Origin of the sequence: Vandammella animalimorsus (assembly GCF_002285285.1) — a bacterium.
Lineage (GTDB): Bacteria > Pseudomonadota > Gammaproteobacteria > Burkholderiales > Burkholderiaceae_C > Lampropedia > Lampropedia animalimorsus.
Window position 1 is genome coordinate 202,516 of sequence record NZ_NSJF01000004.1, and the last position, 22,287, is coordinate 224,802.

At 60.3% G+C, this 22,287-nt stretch carries 15 protein-coding genes and 1 pseudogene; 7 read left to right on the forward strand and 9 right to left on the reverse strand.

Annotation, left to right across the window (positions count from 1 at the left end; genetic code table 11):
• Window positions 1-6 precede the first annotated feature (6 nt).
• From CK620_RS09210 to CK620_RS09230, 5 genes are all read right to left on the reverse strand, one after another.
• Complete coding sequence (locus tag CK620_RS09210) at window positions 7-6,900, reverse strand: response regulator (protein WP_238946083.1); 6,894 nt, start codon at window positions 6,898-6,900, stop codon at window positions 7-9.
• 160 nt (window positions 6,901-7,060) lie between these two features.
• Complete coding sequence (locus tag CK620_RS09215; protein ID WP_095550050.1) at window positions 7,061-9,274, reverse strand: methyl-accepting chemotaxis protein; 2,214 nt, start codon at window positions 9,272-9,274, stop codon at window positions 7,061-7,063.
• Window positions 9,275-9,326: 52 nt separating this feature from the next.
• Window positions 9,327-9,875, reverse strand: coding sequence for a chemotaxis protein CheW (locus tag CK620_RS09220; RefSeq protein WP_095550051.1), 549 nt, complete (start codon window positions 9,873-9,875; stop codon window positions 9,327-9,329).
• The gene (locus CK620_RS09225) at window positions 9,872-10,249 is read right to left on the reverse strand and encodes a response regulator (RefSeq protein WP_095542118.1); all 378 of its coding nucleotides are present in this window, start codon (window positions 10,247-10,249) and stop codon (window positions 9,872-9,874) included. The genes CK620_RS09220 and CK620_RS09225 overlap by 4 nt, the downstream gene beginning before the upstream one ends.
• 35 nt (window positions 10,250-10,284) lie before the next feature.
• Window positions 10,285-10,671: a response regulator gene (locus CK620_RS09230; protein WP_095540012.1), complete on the reverse strand. Its 387-nt coding sequence runs from the start codon at window positions 10,669-10,671 to the stop codon at window positions 10,285-10,287.
• A 562-nt stretch (window positions 10,672-11,233) separates the two neighbouring features.
• Here CK620_RS09230 and CK620_RS09235 point away from each other — a divergent pair.
• Entirely contained in the window at window positions 11,234-11,779 is a 546-nt protein-coding gene (locus CK620_RS09235; protein ID WP_095550052.1) for a bactofilin family protein, read from the forward strand.
• A 117-nt stretch (window positions 11,780-11,896) separates the two neighbouring features.
• On the opposite strand, the gene CK620_RS09240 is transcribed toward CK620_RS09235, so the two are convergent.
• A complete protein-coding gene (locus CK620_RS09240) occupies window positions 11,897-12,838 on the reverse strand; it encodes a hypothetical protein (RefSeq protein WP_095550053.1) in 942 nt (313 codons plus the stop codon).
• Between the two features lie 183 nt (window positions 12,839-13,021).
• Entirely contained in the window at window positions 13,022-13,726 is a 705-nt protein-coding gene (gene yihA / locus CK620_RS09245) for a ribosome biogenesis GTP-binding protein YihA/YsxC (protein WP_238944930.1), read from the reverse strand.
• Between the two features lie 124 nt (window positions 13,727-13,850).
• Here yihA and CK620_RS09250 point away from each other — a divergent pair, with 124 nt between their 5' ends.
• Together CK620_RS09250 and ccsB are read left to right on the forward strand one after the other, a co-directional pair.
• A complete protein-coding gene (locus tag CK620_RS09250) occupies window positions 13,851-16,085 on the forward strand; it encodes a cytochrome c biogenesis ResB family protein (RefSeq protein WP_179290616.1) in 2,235 nt (744 codons plus the stop codon).
• Complete coding sequence (ccsB, locus tag CK620_RS09255; protein WP_095550055.1) at window positions 16,082-17,398, forward strand: c-type cytochrome biogenesis protein CcsB; 1,317 nt, start codon at window positions 16,082-16,084, stop codon at window positions 17,396-17,398. The genes CK620_RS09250 and ccsB overlap by 4 nt, the downstream gene beginning before the upstream one ends.
• A gap of 16 nt (window positions 17,399-17,414) precedes the next feature.
• Here ccsB and CK620_RS09260 read toward each other — a convergent pair whose 3' ends face one another.
• Window positions 17,415-17,579: a LysE family transporter gene (locus tag CK620_RS09260; protein ID WP_095542112.1), complete on the reverse strand. Its 165-nt coding sequence runs from the start codon at window positions 17,577-17,579 to the stop codon at window positions 17,415-17,417.
• Window positions 17,580-18,521: 942 nt separating this feature from the next.
• On the opposite strand from CK620_RS09260, the gene CK620_RS09265 reads away from it, so the two are divergent.
• The 4 genes from CK620_RS09265 to CK620_RS09280 are packed head-to-tail and all read left to right on the forward strand — an operon-like array spanning window position 18,522 to window position 21,927.
• Entirely contained in the window at window positions 18,522-19,652 is a 1,131-nt protein-coding gene (locus tag CK620_RS09265; RefSeq protein WP_172425532.1) for an FAD-dependent oxidoreductase, read from the forward strand.
• Window positions 19,653-19,664: 12 nt separating this feature from the next.
• Window positions 19,665-20,285, forward strand: coding sequence for a hypothetical protein (locus CK620_RS13850; RefSeq protein ID WP_143326027.1), 621 nt, complete (start codon window positions 19,665-19,667; stop codon window positions 20,283-20,285).
• The gene (locus CK620_RS09275) at window positions 20,282-21,040 is read left to right on the forward strand and encodes an aldo/keto reductase (protein ID WP_095542109.1); all 759 of its coding nucleotides are present in this window, start codon (window positions 20,282-20,284) and stop codon (window positions 21,038-21,040) included. The genes CK620_RS13850 and CK620_RS09275 overlap by 4 nt, the downstream gene beginning before the upstream one ends.
• Window positions 21,037-21,927, forward strand: a complete 891-nt coding sequence (locus tag CK620_RS09280; protein ID WP_143326029.1) for an EamA family transporter — start codon at window positions 21,037-21,039, stop codon at window positions 21,925-21,927. The genes CK620_RS09275 and CK620_RS09280 overlap by 4 nt, the downstream gene beginning before the upstream one ends.
• Here CK620_RS09280 and trfA read toward each other — a convergent pair.
• A pseudogene (gene trfA, locus CK620_RS14470) lies at window positions 21,910-22,201 on the reverse strand (plasmid replication initiator TrfA). The gene CK620_RS09280 and the pseudogene trfA overlap by 18 nt on opposite strands.
• Window positions 22,202-22,287: the final 86 nt, after the last annotated feature.

The following is a 22,287-nucleotide window of genomic DNA, read 5'->3' on the forward strand; positions in this document are numbered from 1 at the left end:
CGGTGCTCAGCTTTGCATTTGCATGGCATCCGCATACTGGCCCACCAGGGCGAGCAGTTCGGCATCCGAATAGGGCTTGCCCAGGTAGTGGTTGGCGCCCAATTCAATGGCATGTTCGCGGTGTTTTTGTGCCGTACGCGAAGTGATGATGATGACTGGCAGATCGGCAATGCGGGCATCGGCACGGATGTGCTCCAGCAGCTCGAAGCCGTCCATCTGTGGCATTTCAATGTCCGACAGCACGACGATGGGCCGCTCGCCTTGCAGCATTTCCAGTGCCTGCGCACCATTGGCGGCCAGGGCCACGCGGTAGCCTTCGCGCTTGAGCAGGCGCTGGGTGACGCGGCGCACTGTGATGGAGTCGTCCACCACCAGCACCAGCGGGGTTTGCGCCTCACCATCTTGCTCGCTGTGCAACAGGCCTGCGCCTGCCAGTTGCTGCTCGGCAGCTTGCGCATCCTCACGCTGCAGCGCTTGCGCAGCCGCGCCGTATACGCTGGCCAAGGCGATGAAGTTGTAGATCAGCAGCACGGCGCCCGAGGCCAGCACCGACATGCCCGCCAAGCCCGGCAGGGCCGAGAGCTGCGGCCCCAAGTTCTTCACCACCACTTCCTGGTTGCCCAGCACCTCGTCCACGTGCACGGCCACCACCTGCGCGGCGCTGCGCACCAGCACCACGGGGTAGACCTTGTTGTCCAGCTCCTTGGAGCGTGGGCTGTAATGCAGCATGGCGCCAGACCAGTAGAACTGCACGCGCTTGCCATCAATCTCGATCTTGCCGCGCTGGTAGCCGCGCATCAGTTCGTCGTGGCGCACGCGCTCGATGCCATCCACCAGGTTGGCGGGCATGCCCACCGTCATCGTGCCAGCGCGTACCAGCATGACCTGGGTAACGGCGGTCGTCAGCGGCATGATCAGGCGGAAGGTCGTGCCCTGGCCTTGCTCGGTGCTGGTTTCGATGCGCCCCCCCAGGGAGCTGACATCCACACGCACCACGTCCATGCCGATGCCCCGGCCGGAAATGCCCGTCAGCCCTTGCGCCGTGGTCAGGCCGGGCATGAAGATCAGGCCGGCAATTTCCTTGTCCGAGATGATTTGGCCCTGGCCCAGCAGGCCGCGTTCAATGGCCTTGCGCTGAATGGCTTTCAGATCCAGACCCGCGCCATCGTCCTTGAAGGTGATCGCCACGTCGTTGCCTTCGTGGCTGACCGTCAGGGTCACTCGCCCCATGCGCGCCTTGCCGCGCTGCTCACGCTCGGCCGGCGCCTCAATGCCGTGGTCCACGCAGTTGCGCAGAATGTGCTCGAAGCTGCCCATCATGCGCTCGAGCAGCACGCGGTCCATTTCAATGGAGCCGTTTTCAATCACCAGCTCGGCCTGTTTTCCGGTATCGGCGCTGGCCTGGCGCACCACGGCGTGCAGGCGTTCGGCCACGCTGTCGAACTCCACCATGCGCGTGTGCAGCAAGTCGCGCTGCAGCTCGCGGCCCTTGCGCTCTTGCGCCACCAGGTCGTCCTCGGTGCCGACCATGGCCGCCTGCAAAGTGCGCTGCACGGTGGCCACGTCGTTGACGGTTTCAGCCATCATGCGCGTGAGCTCCTGCACGCGGGTGAAGCGGTCAAGCTCCAGCGGGTCAAAGTTGGCGCTTTCCTTGCCCAGCGCCAGGCGCGATTGCATTTGCGACTCGGTCTGGCCCTCAAGCTCACGCAACTGCTGGCGCAGGCGATCGAGATCCACCGTCATGCCTTCCAGCGCTGCGTTGAGTTGGCGCAGGCGCGATTCGGCCCGGCTGCGCGAGATCTGGATTTCACCGGCTTGGTTGATGAGCCGGTCGATGTGCGTGCTGCGCACGCGCACCAACTGATGGCGCTTGGTGTTGGGCTGAATGACCAGCGGCGTGGGCCCAGGCAGGCGATCACCGAAGGAGGCGCCCAGCGTCAGCGCATAGGGTGCCGCCAGGCGTTCGCTGGCAGCGGGCCGGCCCGCTGATGGCTGCCCTTGGGCCGCCGCCTTGTCCTGCGCGCTTGCGGGCAGCGCGCCATGCTCCGAGGCCTGCCAAGAGGGGATTGCCGGGCTTTGGGGATCGGCAATGCGGTGCTCTGGTCCGGTCACATCCTCGACCTTGCCCGCTGCCGGCTGCACCGGCTGGGCCACCACCGCAGCGGGCGTGCCAGTCCCATGCAACTGGCCCATGGCCGACTGGCGCAGCACATCGAACGCGTCCTGCAATTCATCGTAGCGCGCCAGCAGCGCGACGATGGCCTCAGCGCTCTCAGCGCGGGCTTCCAGCACTTCGATTTCCGACTCGAAGCGGTGCGCCATTTCACCGATCTGGCGCGCCCCGGCCAGGCGTGAGCTGCCTTTGAGGGTGTGCAGCACGCGCAAGGCCTCACTGCGCGCCTCGAACGATTGCGGCTCGCCCGACCAACGGCGCAGTGCGCCAATCAGGCGCGGCAGCAATTCGATGGCTTCTTCCTCGAAGATCGGGAAAAGATCCGGATCCACGCGGTCAGCCATTGGCGCTGGCGTTTCGACCGGCTGAGGCGCAGGCTGCATGGCGGCAGGCTCGGAAGTCGGGGCTGCGGCCGGCGCGCTCCGCGCAGTGTCACCGCCCCACTCCAGTTCATCGAGGCGCTCAAACTCTTGCGGCGCTATCGTGCCATTGCCCACGCCTGCGGCAATTTCATCCAGTGCAACCTGCACGGCCTGCAAGCTATTGGAAAGCACACTGCGCACCCATTCCCGGTTGGGGGCGCCATGCACACTCAACTGGGCCAGATGCGTTGCAATCTGCTGCAGCAGCTGACCGAAGCTGGCATCGGTCTTGAACAGGGAGCCCGTGGCCGCCAGGCGGTTGCCTTTGCCCACCACGCGCGGAGACAACAGGTGCCCCCCTGGATGGCTTGCCCAAGCGGCCAACTCCGCATCCAGTTCCTGGGTCAGCTGCAGGGCCTGCAGCATCCAGTGCGTGGCCTCATTCTGCTGGCCCAAATCGATGTATTCCTTGGCGGTACGGGCCATTTGCTGCACCGAGGCTGCAGGCGCTGCGGCGGGCAGGGCCGCCTCCTGGCTTTGCTCGGGTACGCTCGACTCGCCAGGCTGCTGCAGCATCGGCTGCACTGGCTCCAACTGCGGCAGCTCTTGCATGGAGGTAACCAGGGCATCCAGATCGCTCAGCAGTGCGGCATCGCCGCTGAAGTCAATGTGCTGCACGTGCTCATCGGCCTTTTCGTCGGCCAGGTTGCGCGCGTTCTGGGCGGGATCGACGATTTCTGTGTCCTTGAAGCCGATGCCCCAGCGCTCGGCATCCTCCTGCGAGACGGATATGCTGCTGTCGAGCTCATCGAGCAGGGTTTCCGTAGCCTGCAAGTCACCGGGCTGTTGCGTTGGCGCCTCGGTGGCTTCGATGTCCTCCTCGCCGGCGGCGCTGCTATCGGCCACGGGCTCGGCGGAGGGCTCGGCAGCAGGGGCTTGCCAATCCAGCGGCGCATCGAACACCATGCTGGCCAACGATTCGGCCTGTGCCTCATCGGGGATGTCAAGCTCTGGCGGCGCGTCTACCGCCCGCTGCGCCTCAAGCGGCGCATCCTGCTGCACCAGGGCCGCGAGCAAGGCTTCATCGTCCTGGGCCAGCGACTCCTGCGCCACTTGCTCCGGTTGTTGCAGTGGCTGCTCGATTTTCTCTTCTTCGAGTTCTGGCAAACCTTGCCGGCATGTTTCGCTGCCGACCTGGTCTAGTGATGCCTCGTCAACATCCCACGAGAGTTCTTCCGACTGCGACGGCTCCACGCCATCCAGGGCCAGGATGGCGTTGACCAGGTGATTGTCGTCCTCGGCGCTGAAGTCCGGTGCGGCGCTGGCTTGCACAGCTTCGGCCTCAGGCTCGGCCTTGGGCTCCAGCGAAGCCCAATCCTTGTCCAGCTCCATGAAGGCCTCAGCCAAGCGGGAATCACTGATTTCCTGGGCCACAGCAGCGTCTTCACCTGCCTGAGCTTGGGGCGCCTGCGCATCGTCTGCCATCGGGCTGGCCTCGATGGGCTGCAGCTCTGATTGCAGGCCCGATGTCCAGTCGCTCTCTTCGGCACCCACCTCTGCAAACGCTGGGGTTTTGGCATCTCCCTGGGCGCTGTCAACGGCACTAGCGGCCGCATCATCGAAAGGCTGCAGATCCAGGGCCAACGCATCCATGTCCCATTCCATGGTCTTGGCAGGCGCTTGAGCGTCCTCGGAAACAGCCTGCTGGGCTGGCTCAAGCTGCTCGGCCACAGCCTCTGGCTGGTCGGCCATATCCAGGGCTTCGGCCAGGCCCATGTCTGGCTGCGCCTGCGGCGCTTCAGCCGTGCTCGAATCGGCAGCAGGCAGCGCTTGGGCTTGTGTGGCGCCTTCCTGCGCCAGGCCGGCCGGCTGCAATGGGACGTAAGCGCCGGTGCTGCGCATGGCCTGGGCCGATTGCTCGAACGCCGTCGAATGCCATGCCGAGGTATCGGCGCGCGCAGCAATGGCCTGCACCCACTGGGCCATGACCTCCAACGCTTCAGAACAAAGCTGGTGCAGCTCCGGATTGAAGGGCTTCTGCTCGGCCAGCCAGCCGTTCATGACCTGTTCCATGGCCCAGGCGGCTTCGCCAAATGTCTCCAGCCCGACCATGCGCGAGCTGCCCTTGAGGGTGTGGAAGGCGCGACGCAAAATGGTTTGCTGCTCCACGTCCTGCGGAGCATTGGCCAGCTGCGCCAACGATTGACGGCCGTTGTCCAGCACCTCGTGCGCTTCTTCCAGGAACACGTCCAGCAGCTCGTCGTCAATGGCGTTGTCCGGCTGTGACTGGGCCGGGGCCGCCTGGGTGGCGCCCAGCCCCTCCAGCGGGGCATCCGTCAGCGGCCCGGGCTGCTGGGGCGCGGTGGTCGCTTCTGGTGCTGCCTCGGGCATGGCCGAGGCCAGTTCAGTGGGGCTGGCAAAGGCGTCGCGCAGATCCAGCTCGGTGTCAGGGCCGGACGAGGGGCCTTGCACCTGCTCCTCCTGCGGTGCATCGCCCTCGGTGGCCACGGTGCCCGCAGCGGCGGCGGCTCGGGCCGATTCCTGCACATGCTCGAAAATGTCGCGCCCGCCGATTTCGTACACCTTGAGGCGCCCCATGAGCGGTTGTAGGCGCTGGGCCTTCTCGTCGAAGACGAACAATTCCTTGGCCAGCGTGGGCTGGTAGGCCAGCATGTCCACCTGCAGACTCAAGGCCCCCAGGTTGCTACCGATCTTTTCAAAGCGTTCATCAGATGCATTCGACGCAAGCACACCGTCTTGCTCGGATGCCTCCATCAATTGCTGGATGTCCTTGTTGATTTGCTGGATGGCCTTGGTCGCTGGCGTCAGCCCCAGCACAGCCAGCACCCCGCGGGCGCGCGAGAGAATGCCCGGCGCATCTTTGAGCGGGGTGGTGTTGCTGGGATCACGGAAGAATTGGTCAATGTAATTTTCAGCTTCCGTCAAGTGCGCGCGCAGCTCGCCTACGACGCTACCGATGGTTTCGCCATCGCTGACGCGCGTGTACAAGTCTTCCATCCACGCCGGCAGCGGCTCACTGTGACCCTGGCTGGCCGCATTGCGCAGCCGCTGCGTCAGCTCCTGCATGCGCTCGGGCAATTGCGTGGCGCGAATGCGCACATCCTCCAGCATGGCCTGCAGGTAGAGGATGGTGGTGGCCACCTCCATGGCCAGCTCCGGCGCCGGCTTGCGCTGCTTGGCAATCAGCGCTGCAACGATTTGCTGCAGCGTCTGCAACAGGCCCGACATCTCCGGCAAATACTCCAGCATTTGCTGACTGAAGGCCTGCAAATGGGCTGCGGTGGCCTGCAAAGGATTGTCCCCACCCTCGACCACTGCGCTCCAGTCCTCGGCCAGCGCCTTGAGTTGCTGCACCAGCTCTTTTTTCTGTTGCGGCGACAGCAGGCTGAAGACATTGTTGGCGTAATCCACATGCGCTTGCTCGGCCAGCCCAAAGGCCTCGCGCACGGCATACAGTACCGGAGATTTGTCTTGCTGCACGTTCTGCGCCTGGGCGCAGAAGAACAGCAGATCCTGCATCCAGCGCGCCGTGATCTGGGTATCGCTCTTGCTGGCCAGCGAGGCGTACTGCACCAGCACCCGGGTGGCTGCACGACGCACGTAGACGTCGTTGTTGATCAGGCGCTGCTCCAGCCCCTCGAAAAAGCCTGCAGCCACCTTCCAGAAGGTGCGCTCGCGAAAATCGTGATTGTTCGCCGCCAGCCCCAGGCACAGCTGCACCAGATCATGGCCGCTTTGCCGCAGGCGCTGGTTCTGCACCAGCGACAAGATGGCGCGGTCCAAGCGCTGGCGCACCTGCGCGCTGGGCTCAATTGCCTTGGCTGGCAAGGGCAGCTCTGGCTCGCGCAAGTCGCCTTCCAGATGCCACAGATCGGCCGGGCTGGCCGGCGGCGTGGCGCCGGTGAGTGCATGCACATCGCGATAGGCTGGAAACAGCAGCACAGGGGAAAGACTGGCATCGAGCAGCAGGCTTTCCAGATACTCGCCCACGGCCATGCCTGCGCGATGCAGTGCGGCCACGGCCTGCGGCGAGCACGATTCAGGGCGCTGCACCATTTTGGCCACGGCATATTCGCACTGGCGCAACACGAAGGCGGGGATAAAGGCGCCCACCATTTCCAGGGCGCCACAGGTCTGGTGGATCAGATTCTTGGCCTGCGCCAGATCGCCCACCTGCTCGGCCAAGGCCTCGCTCTGCGCCGGGTCACCCACGCGCGTTGCAAAGCCCTGCAGGTATTCAATGGCCTGCCCATATGTTTGACGCAGCTCCGTCAGCACCCACGCCAATGGTCCCAGATCCTGCCCTTTGATGGCGGTATCGGTGTGTTGCGTTGTCGTGTTCATGGTCTGTCCCTAAATACTGATCTGCTATGCGGCCTGCGACGCATCAGCCCGGAGCCACTACCCTGCGGTGGTGTTCCGCCTCCCCCCAGTCCGCTGCGGCTGATACAGCGTCAACATGGATGTAGCCTGTGCACAGCATCCATGCTGATATGGCAAAGGTTTATTGAATTTTGAAGCGCGCAATGGACTGCAGCAGCTCCTGCGCCGTATGCGCCAATGCCCGCACCTGCTGGGCCGTGGAGCGCGTACCGTCACTGGTCTGCTCCGTCACGGCCAGAATGTGCTGGATGTTTTCAGTCACCTGGTTGGCCAGCGCCGCTTCTTGCAAGGCCGCGCTGGAGATTTCCTCCACCTTCATGGAGAGCTGGCGCGAAACCTCGTCGATGGCCGTCAGCTGGGTGCCGGCGCGGTCGGCCAGCATGGCCCCCTCGACCACCCCTTGCGTGGAGCGTTCCATGGCCGCCACCGCATCCTGAGTATCGCTCTGGATGGCGTGCACCAGCTCGGCAATCTTGCGCGTTGCATCGGCAGAGCGCTCGGCCAGGCGCTGCACCTCCTCGGCCACGATCGAGAAGCCGCGCCCGGCCTCTCCGGCCGAGGCCGCCTGAATAGCCGCATTGAGCGCCAGCACGTTGGTCTGCTCGGTAATGTCGGAAATCAGCTCAATGATCTCGCTGATCTCTTGCGAGGACTCGCCCAGACGCTTGATGCGTTTGGAGGATTCCTGAATCTGCGCCCGGATGGCATTCATGCCAGTGATCGAATCCTGCACGGCGCGCAGGCCCGATTCGGCCGCATTGCGCGACTGCAACGCCACCTGCGCCGAGTCTTGCGCATTGCCCGAGATGGTGTTGATACGCTGGGCCATCTCCAGCACGGCGCGCCCAGTCTCGCGGATCTCGCGCAGCTGCTCGGTGGAAGCGGCCAGCAGCTCGGTCGATGTGGCATCCACCGACAGCGTCGTCTTGGTCACCTTGTCGGCCGACTGGTGCACGTTCTGCACCAGGTGGCGCAGCTCCTCAATGGTGTAGTTCACCGAGTCGGCAATGGCCCCGGTGATATCCTCGGTCACTGTGGCTTCCTGAGTCAAGTCGCCCTCGGCCACCAACAGCAGCTCATTCATCAGGCGCAAAATCGCCGCCTGGTTGGCATCGTTCAGACGCTTGGCATCCTGCTCGCTCAACAAGGTGGCCTCGTGCACACGGGCCGCATCCAGCAAGCGCCGCCGGCCTGCGCGAATGTAGGCCAAGGCCATGGTCCAGCCGCCCAGGGCTGTCAACAGCCCCCCAAGCAGGATCAGCGCAATCTGCCACCACTGCCAGCCCACCTCAGCCGCCAGGCTGTTCTTGATGATCTCCAGCGGTTGCAACACCGCGTTGGACTGGTGATAAAGCTTGCGCAGCGAATCGCGTGCCGAGTTCACCGCCGGTAGAGCCTCCTGCAAGGACTGCAGCGCAGTCTGGCTGTCTTGCAGCTGGTAATTGAGCGTCTGCAGGATATTGCCCAGCTGCGCATTGCCTGTGACGGCGCGCAGCTGCTGTGCATAGCCCTCGGCCATCATCAGGCTATGGCTCAACAGGGCAAAATTCCCAGCATCGAGCACATCGGTATCCTGCACGTCATGCGCCGTACCGGAAATCGCCTGCAACGCCAGCATCAGTTGCTGCGCCAATTCACGCTCGCGCAGCGGCGCTTGTCCAGATTGGGCAACGGGCAGCAGCACCCCCTGGTTGCTGGTCGATAGCTTCACCATCGAGTTGAATGCCGTATCGCGCGCGCGCAGCACAGGCCGCCCTTCCTGCAGCAGCTCCGCCGAAGCACGAATTTGCTCACCACGCTGGGCAATGGCCGGGAAAAAAGCGTATTTGTTGGCAACCCGGCTACCGCCCATGGTGCTGATCTGGTCAGCCAGCGATTGCGCACTGCTGACTGCATCTTGCAAGGCCGATGCCTCGCCCGTCAGCGCCAGCGACGACACCATGCCCAGGCGTCTGGTCAGCTCCGTGGCGTCACTGCTGGCGCTATACAAAGAACCGGCGCGCTGCGAATGCCAGACCCCTTGCACAACGCCCAGCGTGAAGAGCAGGAGCCCAAGGCCCAGCAGCAGGCGCGAATACAGCAGATGGCGCGCAAGCTTGCCCTTGCCCAGCAAAGGCAACTCAATCGTTGGGTTGCCCAATGGGCTGGTGAATTTCTTTTTCTTGGCCTGGTCTTTGCCCTTGGCGGCACCATCGGCGCCGGCCTCGCTGCCAGGGGCCTTGGTAGCCTGCTCCTCACTGCTGGGGACCGCTTCCATCACGGTGGAGCTCCACGCGGTTGAGGGCGCATTGGCGGTGTGCTGCTCGGCAGGCTCGCTCGTTGTTTGTTTGGTCATGGTGTCGTTGTACTGTGCACTCGGTCAAAGGCCCTGATTCAAAGGCTCTCATTCAAAGGCCAATGGCAAGAAACTGGCTGTCCTGGGCCAGGCGCTGCAGATTCAGCTCCTGCCAATGCCTGCCTTCTGCATCGGCATAAATATTGCCCAGGAATGGGGCGGCAGCGGTACTGCCCGGCGCCGGCGCATAGGCCGATGTGAAGTCCGTCAGGCTTTTCAAACCAGCCATGTGATCAATCAATAAAGCGGTGTTGACTTCCAGCACCGGGTTGAGTGTCAACAGCATGCACTCCGCCAGCGCCTGCTCGCTGCGCGGCGCCGCATTGGCGTCCAGATAAGAGGCCACATCCACCACCCCGGACAGGGAGCCGCGCCAGTTGATCACCCCGAGAAACCAGGGCTTGGTATAGGGCACTGGGGCCGGCCTTTGCCAAGGCAGAATCTCGAACGCGTGGCTGAGCGGAATCAGAAAGAAGCGCCCGCCGATCTGCACGGCCATCCAAGCCGATACTGCGCGCTCGCCCGCATCCACCTGGCGCAAGCGCCGCGCCAAGCGAGCCTGCAAGTCATCCTGGCCGACCTGCTCTTGTGCGGCGCTCATGAAACCTCCTTGCGCAAGGCATCGATGGCCTCTTCCAGTTCCTTGGGATCGACTGGCTTGACCAGATAGGCCCGCGCACCCTGGCGCAAGCCCCAGACCTTGTCGGTGCTCTGACCCTTGCTGGTGCACAAAATGATGGGCAAGTTGGCGTAGGCTGGATCCTTGGTGATGCTGCGGGTGAGTTGAAAGCCGTTCTTGCCGGGCATGACCACATCCATCAGGATCAGGTCGGGACGCTCCTCGGCCATTTTCTGCAATGCTTCATCGGCATTGCTGGCGGTACGCACAGCAATGCCCTGCTTTTGCAGCAGATCAGACAAATAAGCTTGCTCCGTGCGCGAGTCGTCCACCACCAGCACTTTTTGAATCAACATGATCGCTTCCTCTTGTTCTGTTTGTTTTGTTTTGATTAATTTGCGGCGCTGAAATCTCGCACTGCCTTGAGCAACTGGTCCTTCGTGAATGGCTTGGTCAGATAGTCCTCACTGCCTACCATGCGCCCGCGCGCCTTGTCGAAAAAGCCGTCCTTGGAAGAGAGCATGATGACGGGCGTGGCCGTGAATTTGGGGTTGCGCTTGATGATGGCGCATGTTTGGTAGCCGTCGAGCTTGGGCATCATGATGTCGCAGAAAATCAGATCCGGCTCGTAATCGTTGACCTTTGCGAGCGCATCAAAGCCATCTTCGGCCAACAGCACTTCATGGCCGCCCTGCTTGAGGAAAATCTCGGCGCTGCGTCGAATCGTGTTGCTGTCATCGACCACCAGCACTTTGGTCACACTTGCTTGATCGCTCATAGGTTCACCATTGTTTTGTCTGTTGCCTGTGGCACGTAGCACGCATACCTGCTTGATTCGCGCGGTATGTCGTCTGGCCGGCCTCAAATACATGTTCGCGGGCCTGCGTCCAAGCGCCTTCCCACATGGGGCCGCACACCCTTTTTCCGAGGCGCCCTGCGTCTTTTAGAAAAGGCCGGCACAGGCCACAACATTCCGCTGCGGCACGAGCACAGGCGCTGGCGACCCATGATGGGCCGCCTCGTCGTTGGGCCCGATTGTATTCATTTGTATCAGGGGCAACAGACGCAGAGCCCTTTTTGTTTCGTCCACATCGCCGGGTGTGCCTTTTTTGCTGCGCCCAACACAGAGCGCGGCCTGAACCCTTAGGGCGTGTTATGCACTTCTCGCCCCCCCCCCGCGAGAGTCCCCCACTGCAATGCACGACAGGTGTTGCCACGTGAAAATCGTGAAAAAAAACGAAAAATGGCCCCGTGCGCCCTCAATGCCAACAAGTTGTATTTCGGATTTCACGTAAATTCTGCATCGTAGCCACTTTTTCACCACTGACAGGAATTCCACCATGGCCCAATCGAGCTTCTTCGGCAAACGCAACAGCGACTCCAGCAAGACCGAAACCCCCGCCAGCACGCCTGCAGCGCCAGCTGCCAGCGCCCCTGCAGCAACACCGGCCGCGCGCCCGGCAGGCTTTTTCGGCAGCGCTCCTGGCGGCGCCAGCCCAGCCGTGGGGGCGCCCCCGTCCTTTGCCAGCAGCGAAAACCAGGACAGCGCAGGCGATGCCAAGGAAAGCAAGCTGACGGTGGGCCCCAACATCAAGCTCAAGGGTGTGGAAATCACCGACTGTGATGTGCTGTTCATCGACGGCGTGGTCGAAGCCACGCTGGACTCCAAGCTCATCCAGATCTCCGAGCAGGGCTCCTTCAATGGCACAGCCAACATCGACGTGGCCGAAATCCGCGGCACCTTCGACGGCGACCTGACTGTGCGCAACAAGCTCACGGTCTTCGCCACGGGCAAGGTCACCGGCAAGATCCGCTACGGCAAGCTGGTGGTCGAGGAAGGCGCCAACATCAGCGGCGAGATCCAGTCCATCGCCGCATCGTCCTGAAGGCCACGCCCGGCATCCAAAGGCATCCCATAGGGCGCTGCCCAACGAAAAACGCTGCCATTGGGCAGCGTTTTTCGTTTTCAGGCATGCGGCCATGCGCAGTGCCCGAAGTGCGCATCAAAAATGCATTTCCACGCTGGCGCCAATCGCCCAGGAGCGCTCGCGCGAGTGTTTTTCCTCCTTGGGCCAGAAATGCCCCAGCGTGACCTTGCCAAACAGCCAATCCTTGTAGATGGGCTGGCGCCATGATGTTCTGACACCATAGTTCGAGAGCTTGACCGAGCTGGTGCGCCCTTGCAGCAAAGCCTCGACACTGGCGGTGCGAATGCCGGGCAACTCCTTGATCAAGCCCACGGAGCTTTGCCACTCAAAACCATCGCTGCGGCGCGTGATCTTGCCCACATTGCCCCAGCGCAGCATCAGGCTAGGGCTCAAGGCGTGCTCATAATCGAGCACGGTGGTCGAGCCCAGGCTGTCCTCGGAAGACCAGTACAGGCTTTCGCGGAAATACACCACATCGCGCGGCGACAAGGCCCATTGCGTCTTGTAGCGCACCTGGGCATAGGGATTCAGGCCGCCACGAAAGCCAATGCGGAAGTCCACATCGTCCATGAAGCCATAGCCCAGGCCGGCGAAGAACGACTGGTCATCGCGGCGGTTTTCACGCAGCAGCAACTCCTCGCGCGTGAAGCCCGCAGGCACGTCGCTCACCACTTCATCACGGTTGTCCTGGCCGAAGAAGGCGTAGGCGCGCCGCTCCAGATTGGGCAGATCGGCGCGCAGCCGAAAACGCACATTGGCCTGCGTGCCAGCGTGTTGCTCCCACAATGTATTGATGCGCACGTAGCCCGAGACCTTGCCGCTGTTTTCAAACGGCTCGTCGCCAAACCAGCCATCGACGGTGTGCGCCAGCCAGTGCGAGGCGCGATAGGTGTAATCGCGCGCGCCATCCAACCAGGCAATGCGGCGCCCATCCTGCAAAGCAGGCGCACCCGCCGGGGCCGATTGCTGCTGTGCATGCGCCAGACCAGCGCCCAGGCATAGGGCGCCCAGCCACACAACACGGCACGGGCGCCGAGCCGCACCCGCCTTCAAAGGGGAAGCAAACAACATATACGCTGCCATCACAAAAAGAATCTAGAGAGCCCGCAAGGATAAAGGAAGAACAGCCATCCAAGGCTTGGGCGCGCCTGCGCCCAGCATTGCGCTGCGAATGTGCGCAGCATTCCTGCCCCCAGCGCATCAAGGCGATGGCGGCGCCTCCTGCCCAGGCGATGCTGGCCCGGCCAACAGCCATTGCTTTAACAGCGCCGCCGTGGCTCCAACGCCTTGCTTTTTCAAGGCCGAAAACAGCTGCACCTGCCCGCCGCCCGCATTCAGCCGCATGATTTGCAGGGCTTTTTGCTGCTCGGCGCGGTTGAGCTTGTCGGCCTTGGTCAGCAAGATGAGAAAGTCCAGACCTTGCTCTACGCGCGGGCGCAGCATCTCCAGCAATGCCTCGTCGAGCTCCGTCAGGCCCAGGCGCGCATCGCATAACAGCACCACCGCGCGCAACGTATCGCGGCTGAGCAGGTAATTGGCCATGACGCGCTGCCAGCGCAGCTTGTCCTGCTGCGGCACAGCGGCATAGCCATAGCCGGGCAAATCGGCCAGCACCGCCTGCGGGCTTTGCTTGGGGCCCAGCACGAACAAGTTGATGTGCTGGGTACGGCCCGGCGTCTTGGAGGCAAACGCCAATTGACGCTGCTGCGTCAAGGTATTGATGCAGGTGGACTTGCCCGCATTGGAGCGCCCAACGAAGGCCACCTCCGGCAAGCCCGTTTGCGGCAGCTGATTGAGCTGCGCGGCCGTGCTCAGAAAACGCGCCGTATGCCACCAGCGCAAAGCCTGCTGGGCAGCGGCTTCGCCCTCGCTGGAAGGCCGCGCGCTGCAATCAGAAGAATGCATGGAATCAGAAGTCATGGTGGCGCAGTATGCCCTGCCAGCAGCGCGCCGATACACTATTAATTGTGTATGCAGTCTGCTCCCCGGCAAGGGCGCAGACTGCATCGCGCGCTCTGACTGGCCAGCCATGCCAACGCTCCCTGCCCCCCTGCCTTCCCCGCCTCCCGCCACGCCACGTCCCAGGCTTGCGCCGCTGCTGCAAGTGCTGGCCTGGCTGCTGCTGGGCGCGGTGCTGCTGCCATTGATCGGCATCGCTGCCTTGCTGGACAGGTGGCTGCCACAGCGCCTGCGCACGCTGCGCCAACGTCTTTGGGCCGAGCTGACCTCGATGCGCTTTGCCGTTGCACTGCTGCCCTTCATCGGCCTGGCCGCACTGCTGGGCACGCTGCTGCCGCAACGCGAATCGGCAGAACACTACCTGCACAGCTGGGGCCCCTTCTGGGGGACGCTGCTGATGCGCCTGCAATTGCACGACGTGTACGGCGCCTGGTGGTTCATGGGCTTGCTGGGCCTGCTGCTGCTCAGCACCAGCGCCTGCGTGCTGCGCAATGCCCGCCCTTACCTGGCCGCCATGGGCGACTACCGATTGCCGCTGCGTCCGCAACAACTGCGCAGCCTGCCCTGGAGCGCCCAAGCCATGTGCGCCGGCCATCCCAGCGATCTGGCACAGCACATGCGCAACAGCCTGCGCCAGCGCGGCTGGCAGGTGCAAGTGCAACAGCGCCCAGCCCAGCCACACCCACATCAGGCCGAGGCCCCGGCCGAAACCGACTACTGGCTGCTGGCAGCCAAGCAGGGCGCTGCAGGCCACCGGTTGGGTTACCTGGCCACACATTGCGCCATCGTGCTGATCTGCCTGGGCGCGCTGCAGGACAGCAGCCTGGCGCTGCGCACCCACGCCTGGCGGCAAGGCCAAAGCCCTTGGCCCGGCCCGGTAGGCCTGCAGCCCGAGCAGCTGCAGGCCATTGCCAGCCCGCACCGCCTGCCCGCCGCCAGCCATGCGTTTCGCGGCCATCTGCGCCTGGCCGAGGGCGAGCGCAGCGCGCTGGCCCTGCTCGAAAGGCAGGCCGCCGGTTATTTCGTGCAGCAACTGCCCTTTGCCATTGAGCTGGAGCATTTCGAGATCGCACGCCATGCCAACGGCCAGCCGAGCATGTTCAGCAGCCTGGTGCGCATCCACCGGCCAGGCAGCGCGGCCAGCAGCCAACATCGCATTGCCGTGAACCAGCCCTTGCGCCTGCAAGGCATCGACGTCTACCAGACCGGCTTTGAAGAACACCGCTCCGAGCTGCGCCTGCGCCCGCTGGGCCTGCAACGGCCCGTGCCCGCCGCCCCGCTCAGCGCCCACAGCGGCGATGCCCTGGCGCTGCCAGCCTGGCCTGGGCTGGCTGGCCACCGCCTGGAGCAACTGCGGCTGCACACTGGCCTGGAGGACGAGCCGAACCAGCCCCAGACGCCGCCACCCGGCCCGGCCATCCAATACCGCCTGCGCAATGCGGCAGGTCAGGCCATTGAAGGCCGCAACACCATGCAGGCCCTTGAGCTGGACGATGGCGTGCCGGTGTATCTGCTGGGCGTGCGCCGCGCTCCAGATCAGCCCTTTGCCTACCTGCGCCTGCCACAGGACGAGCTGGGCGGCCTGGACAGCATCCTGGGTCTGTTGCACGGCCTGCACGATCCCGAGCAGCGCCAGCGCGCCGCGCAGCGCCATGCCCAGCACCACCTGCCCCAACAGGCCAACGCCCAGACGCGCGCTGAGCTGCAGCGCTCAGCCAGTCATGTGCTGGCCTTGTTTGCCGGGCAAAGCGCTGACGGCGCGGCCAGCGTGGCCGGCCTGACCGCACTGGCCCAGCTGACGCAGCGCCAGACTGGGCCAGCGCAGCAAGAGGCTGCCAGCCAGGGCCTGCTGCAACTGCTGTCGCAACTGCTGTTGAGCATGCTGCAGCAGCAACGCCAGGCCGCAGGGCTGCCGCCCATGCCGCCTGACAGCGCCTATACCGACGCCTTTCTGCGCAGCGCCATACTGGCTTTGGACGCCGCTCAGGACTACCCCGCGCCGCTGTTTTTCATGCTGGAGGATTTCACGCCCCAATACGCCACCATCCTGCAGGTGAGCCAGGCGCCAGGCCGCGGCCTGGTCTACGCCGGCTGCCTGCTGCTGGTGCTGGGCCTGGGGCTGCTGCTGTTTGTGCACGAGCGGCGGCTGTGGGTCTGGCTGCAGGCCGCGCCTGCAGGGCGCAGCCAGGCTACTCTGGGCCTGAGCTGCCCGCGCGCCGGCCCACGCACCGGGCAGGACTTCGACCAGCTGCGCCGCCTGCTGCTGCAAGCCTCTGCCGGCCCGACCACGACCGAACCCGAATGACCCCTGCCGATCCCACCCCCAATCGCCCATCCAGGCCGATGGCACAGGCCCGCTGGCGCAGCGCCCTGTTCGCGCTGTGCGTGGGCGCTGCCTGCGCGGTCATCTGGCTGCAGCACGGCCGCCAGATGGCGCTGGCCGGGCACGCCCTGCTGCTGGGACTGGCAGTGCTGGTCTTTGCCCTGGGCCAGCACTGGCGCAGCTTGCAGGCCTTGGCGCTGGCCGTGGCCGTACTGGTTCTGCCAGCCATGGCCTTGCTGGGCAGCGACGATCCGCTGCTGCACCAACTGGCGGGCAACCAGCGCTACGTGGCCGGCATGTGCCTGCTGCTGGGCCTGGCCACGCTGCTGCACTGGCTGGCCCTGTGGGCGCGGCGCGGCAACGCCGCCCTGCAGCGCTGGGGCTCGCGCCTGGCCTGGGGGGCGTGCGCCCTGGGCATGAGCGCCAGCCTGCTGCGCTGGCATGAAAGCCACGGGCTGGGCCCCGGCATGGGCCATCTGCCCATCGCCAACCTCTATGACGTACTGCTGCTGTTTTGCTGGCTGACCACGGCGCTGTACCTCTATGGCGAAAGCCGCTATGGCAGCCTGCGCCAAATCGGGGCCCTGGCGCTGAGCCTGGTCTGCGCTGCCGCCGGCCTAATGTTGTGGCATGGAGCGACCCACCAAGGCCATGCCATCGGCCCGCTGGTGCCGGCCCTGCAAAGCCATTGGATGGCCTTGCACGTGCCCGCCAACTTCATCGGCTACGGCTGCTTCACGCTGGCCGCTGCGCTGGCTTTTGCCTGGCTGCTCAAACACCATGCCCAGCAGCGCCCCAGCTCTGCGGCGCAAGCGTTGCTGTGGCTGCTGGGCATGGCCCTGTGCCTGGTGCCACTGCTGCTGGGCAGTATGCGCTCCATGGGCTTTGACCAGCCCCACTTCTGGCTGCTGTGCCTGGGCTTGGCCATCGTGCCGGCCAGCGCCATCATGGCCTTGCGCGGCCCCGTGGCGCAGCGCCTGCCCAGCCTGGCCTTGCTGGACACTTTGCTCTATCAAAGCATTGCCTTGGGCTTTGCTTTCTTCACGCTGGCCACTGTGCTGGGCGCGATCTGGGCCGACCAGGCCTGGGGGCGCTACTGGAGCTGGGACCCCAAGGAAACCTGGGCGCTGATTGTCTGGCTCAACTACGCCAGCTGGCTGCACAGCCGCATGCTCAAAGGCTGGCGCGGCCCCTGGCTGGCCTGGTGGGCGCTGCTGAGCCTGGCGCTGACGGGCTTTGCCTTTCTGGGCGTCAACCTGCTCATGGGCGGGCTGCACAGCTACGGGCGGCTGTAGCGATCAGCAGGCGGCGCTACCCCGGCTGACCGCGCGCCACGAACAGCAGCGACACCCCCAGCAGCAACAGCAGTGCGCCGATCACGCCATCGACCCAGCGCTGGCGCGCCAGCAGCGCGCGGCGCATGGCTGGGGCGGAGAAAAACAGCGCCACCACGCTGAACCAGACGATGTGCGCCACATAGGAAGCTCCTTTCTATGATGGTACTTGTTGAGGGCCTTGAGAGACCTGCTCCGGTGAGTGCTTTCGGGGTGGACGATCAGGACGGCGGGGACAGCCGACACAAAGGGTTTTCGGCATGGAGACCACACGCGGAGCGCAGTCCGCAGGACGAGCGCCGAACAGGCGACACCCCCTTTGGGCTGACTGAAGCTGTCATACATTCCACAAAACCCGAAAGCAACCGGGGCAGGGCTAGCCTTTATCAAGTGGCACCACAGTAAGCCATGCACTGACACCGCGGCAGCCTCAGGCCCGCCAGGGCCGCAACCAGCAACCCAAAACTCTTTCTGGGCTGGCCTCTGCCCAGGCCAGCACTAACTGAGCAAGTAATGCCGCCAGGCGCCCCCCCAAGGCGGTGGGGAAAGGGCCTGCTCTCTCCCAGGAGGTCGAGTTCGAGCCGCGTAACGGCGGACAGGGGGCGGGCACGCCCCCGCGAATAAGGCCGAGGCATAGGCCATCTGTCACGAGAGGAAGCGACTTTGTGAATAAATCGAAGGGGATTTGTCACAGTGAGACTCCTATTTGTGGATAATTGCAGCGTTGTTCGCTCAGACCTTCATTCTTCATCGAGTTCTGGGCATCTTATCCACAAGAAAGTGTCTTTGGCTTCCTGTTGACTTTGACATATGATCTTGACTCCATTGAACCATCTAGGTCATCTGCCACATAACGAGTTGGTTTATGGGCAAGTGCTTTTGCCAGCATAATATTTGACCTATGTACTACGGTCGGGACTTTATTAAAAATAAAGAAAGCACTCGCCACCTGTCTGGGCACGTCAACACAGAGTGATAAATTTCCTAGAAAAACTTATCTAGACATCAATTATGCGCAACAGTTTTTCTTTCTGCGATGACATGCTCATTGCTCCATTTATTTCAACGGCGTTTATTGAGAAAAATGACCAAAAAATATGACATCATCATCGTAGGGGCTGGAGCGGCTGGGTTGATGGCAGCTCTTAAATTGAGTCAACTTGGCCTTTCTGTTGTTGTGTTAGAACAAAAGTCTTTACTTGCATCAGGCCCATCCACACGAAATGAAGGATGGTTACATAGAGGCTCTTATCACGCAATATCAATTCGCGATCGGATAAATGCGTTACAGGTTGCTCAGCGCTGTATATACGGACACGAGCAATTGAGAAGGTTTGCTCCAGAGGCCATTGAAGATGCTGATAAAAATCCTATAGCTTTACTCAGGGATGGAAATCGCTTAAATGATGTAATCAGCCGCTGGGAAGAAGCTGACGTCGCTTTCAAGCAAATATCTTCAGAAAAAGCAACACATCTTGTACCAAGCGGAGACTTTTCCAGAGCCGCTGCCTTATTCGAGGTGAAAGATGTTTCGATTAATACCAGACTTCTTTATAGAAAGCTATTCTCAATGGCTAAGGCCATAGGTTGCAAATTTCTTATAAACCATACAATAGTTCGAAGCGAGGGATTAACTCTTGACGTAGAAGACCCCTTCGGAGAACGCCTATCTTTAAGCGGTCAGCGTATCATTTATACAACAGGCGCAGGAACCAAGTCTATATATTCCAAACTTCATAATTTCGAGATACCAATGCGTTATTGGAAAAGTCATCTAGTAGTTACTAGGCGACTTGCTCCAATGGGCATTTTTTATCTTGACCCACAAGAAGCAGCAATGATGCACCATGGCGAATTTTCCGTCATAGGATTCAACGAGGACGCAATTCTCTGCGAAAGTCCTAGCTACGATGTTATTCTTAGTAGGGCAAAAAATTTGCGCCAAGGAATCAGCCGCATTTTCCCAAGTTGGAACGACCCATCATCAATGGATATATCCTGCGTCAAAGTTGACCTTCTCGATCATGAAAATACCGCTCGATCTTTAAATGTAGCGATTCAAGAGCCAATTCCAGGTCATATCATCGCATTACCCGGAAAGCTCACAGAAACACCGTATTTAACTGATGTTTTGGTTTCTATGATTCATCATGAAATAGATGATAACCAAATATCTCCGAGGCCTTGTGATAATTACTCCCAAACCACACCCTAGCATAGGAGTTTCATGATGGCTATTAATCTCCATATACTGGATAAGGCGCGGATAGCTTCTGGTTTGCTTTCATTTGATGAAATTATAGCCTTATCATCTCATAACACAATTTATGACCCATTCTCCACCCTGATATCTAAGGGGATTTCCATAGGAAGTGGCAATGTGATCTACCCTTCTACATGCCTCTTACTCGAAGGGGATGCCGTGTTTAAAGTAGGAGAGAAAAATATATTCTATCCAGGCACATCAATATCTGCCACTTATGGCGACATCATCATTGGGGACGGCAATCAGTTTGGTGAAGGTGGATTTGTTGCTAAAACGAATCGAGCAAAATCGCATATCACTATTGGATGCCATGGCCGCTATCTTGGCGGTGTATCCGTCTTTGGAGAGAGTCAGCTTGGAAATGGTTCACAAATACTCGGAGCCATTACCGTCGACAACTGTTATCTTGAGGCAGGAGGATCTTTTAATGACAAAAGGCCAGATCAACGTGCTGGTGTGCTGAAAGGCCAGGGTTATGCACGCAATTTATTCGTCCCCAAGGGGCATGTAATCTTTGCCCAAGGCGATTTCGAAGCCGCCTCAATGAAATCTCAACTTTTCTACCACCCAAACACAGCATGAGTCCGACAAGCATAGAGTTAGGGCTTGGGTTACTCTCTATAGGCCGTCATTGGGGGGTACGCAATGCACCTCCACCACCACATGAGGTAGCGCTACGGCTTCTACAGAGAGCCATAGCATCGAATATTCGCTATTTCGATACAGCTCCTGCTTATGGAGATAGTGAGAAGATTCTCGGCACATTTCTATCAGAGCTTCCCAAGAAAGAGCGTAATCAGATTATCATTTTAACCAAAGTTGGTGAACTATGGCAATCTGAAAACCGGACAACTCAGGTCTGTCACAAAGCAGATAAAATGCGCCGCAGCATCGACTTGAGTTTGGAACGACTAACGAAAATTGACGTCCTGCAAATTCACAAAACCAATCCTGAAGTTCTACGCTCAACGGATTTATTAAAATCTATACAATATGCAAAAGACCTTGGAATTTCATCGTTTGGAGCTTCCGTTTCAGATTTGCCAACTGCAGAACTAGCCATTCAGACTGGATTATTCGAATGGCTTCAATTTCCTTTTAACGCAAACAATATCATATTCTCAAACATCTTCCATAAACTCGCCAAGAACAATATGAAGGCATTGATAAATCGCCCGCTTGCCATGGGGCAATTAGCCGCCCCCGATCAAATTAAAAGAGCCTTCGCATTCATATTGAATTCACCCCTCCCTACAGGAAGCGTCATATTAACAGGAACAGGATCTCCTATGCATCTACAAGAAAATATAGATGCTTTTTCTCGTTTGACATCGTGAATTGGATAGGTTTTGGCATTCTCGCCGGCGTGGTTCTTGGTCTGTACGATTATTGGACAAAGAAAGCAATGACCGGAAATATGGTAATAACGATCGTTTTTTGGTCGTCACTATTCGGCGCGCTAGCTTGGCTAGTCGCATTTTTACCAATTACTGAAGGAACAAAATTCCATATCCTATTATCTGACACCAGCATAAATGATCAAATAATAATTCTTCTAAAAGGAATCATGATGACGGGTAGTTGGCTACTCGCTTACTATTCTGTACGTGAGCTGCCAATGTCTTTTTCAGGAGCGATGCGCGCCTCAGGCCCCTTATGGACAATGATAGGTGGAGCAATCGTCTTTCAAGAATTCTTGACGATTTTTCAGCTTTCTATTATCTCAATTACTATTGCAGCCTACTTTTTTCTTTCGCAGCTTGGCCAAGCTGAGGGCATTCGAATAATGCGTTCTGGGCCTGTGTTGATGATGCTTCTGGCCACAATACTCTCTGCAATGACGACAGTATATGACAAATTTATTATCCATGAACTTGGAATATCATCAGTAACCGTTCAAGCATGGTCTGCTATTCACCGCCTTCTTTTGTCGGGACTGCTTCTTGTATGGGCCGGCCATAATAACCCGGAAATTTATAATCCTAAATGGTCTTTTTGGATTCCACTCGTTGGCTTGTCATGGGTAGCTGCAGAGTGGATATACTTTTTAGCAATTAATGACCCAAACTCCAACGTCACCTATTTATCAGTTTTTCGCAGAATCAGCCTAGTTATTGGATTTCTGCTTTCCGCAATTCTAATTGGAGAAAAAAATGTAAAACAAAAATTTTTCGTTGTGGGGATTCTTTTTCTCTCCACTGTAGCCCTAGCTCTCCTGGCCTAAAATAATTATTCGCAAATTTGATTTGGTCATCTTTTGACAGAAACGCAACCTTGACAATCTGCGCTGCTTGCACCTCAGCGCATGCTTTTTAACGGTCTGCCACCAGCTTGAAGCTCTCGCATCCGTCGATCCGCACATCTCTTTGAACTTGTCAAGCTCCAATGGGAAAGGGTTACGGTGACTCGATGTAGTCAGCCTGGCGTCGCGCCACAAGAGAAAGATTGTGGTATGCATCCCATACGTGACTGGTAAAAGTGTTGCCTGCAAACAGCACAATCAGGCTCGGGTTAACCCAAACTCGATAGTTGTCGTATCCCGGACTCTTGGATGCTCTGGGTTGCCTGTGAAACAGCTCAGGCT

What these genes read in the sequence shown, in the direction of transcription:
- CK620_RS09230 (WP_095540012.1), bottom strand. Translation starts at nt 10,671, where the DNA reads ATGAGCGATCAAGCAAGTGTGACCAAAGTGCTGGTGGTCGATGACAGC.
- CK620_RS09275 (WP_095542109.1), top strand. Translation starts at nt 20,282, where the DNA reads ATGAGTCCGACAAGCATAGAGTTAGGGCTTGGGTTACTCTCTATAGGC.
- CK620_RS09215 (WP_095550050.1), bottom strand. Translation starts at nt 9,274, where the DNA reads ATGACCAAACAAACAACGAGCGAGCCTGCCGAGCAGCACACCGCCAAT.
- yihA (WP_238944930.1), bottom strand. Translation starts at nt 13,726, where the DNA reads ATGCATTCTTCTGATTGCAGCGCGCGGCCTTCCAGCGAGGGCGAAGCC.
- CK620_RS13850 (WP_143326027.1), top strand. Translation starts at nt 19,665, where the DNA reads ATGATGGCTATTAATCTCCATATACTGGATAAGGCGCGGATAGCTTCT.
- CK620_RS09250 (WP_179290616.1), top strand. Translation starts at nt 13,851, where the DNA reads ATGCCAACGCTCCCTGCCCCCCTGCCTTCCCCGCCTCCCGCCACGCCA.
- CK620_RS09220 (WP_095550051.1), bottom strand. Translation starts at nt 9,875, where the DNA reads ATGAGCGCCGCACAAGAGCAGGTCGGCCAGGATGACTTGCAGGCTCGC.
- ccsB (WP_095550055.1), top strand. Translation starts at nt 16,082, where the DNA reads ATGACCCCTGCCGATCCCACCCCCAATCGCCCATCCAGGCCGATGGCA.
- CK620_RS09235 (WP_095550052.1), top strand. Translation starts at nt 11,234, where the DNA reads ATGGCCCAATCGAGCTTCTTCGGCAAACGCAACAGCGACTCCAGCAAG.
- CK620_RS09225 (WP_095542118.1), bottom strand. Translation starts at nt 10,249, where the DNA reads ATGTTGATTCAAAAAGTGCTGGTGGTGGACGACTCGCGCACGGAGCAA.
- CK620_RS09210 (WP_238946083.1), bottom strand. Translation starts at nt 6,900, where the DNA reads ATGAACACGACAACGCAACACACCGATACCGCCATCAAAGGGCAGGAT.
- CK620_RS09265 (WP_172425532.1), top strand. Translation starts at nt 18,522, where the DNA reads ATGACCAAAAAATATGACATCATCATCGTAGGGGCTGGAGCGGCTGGG.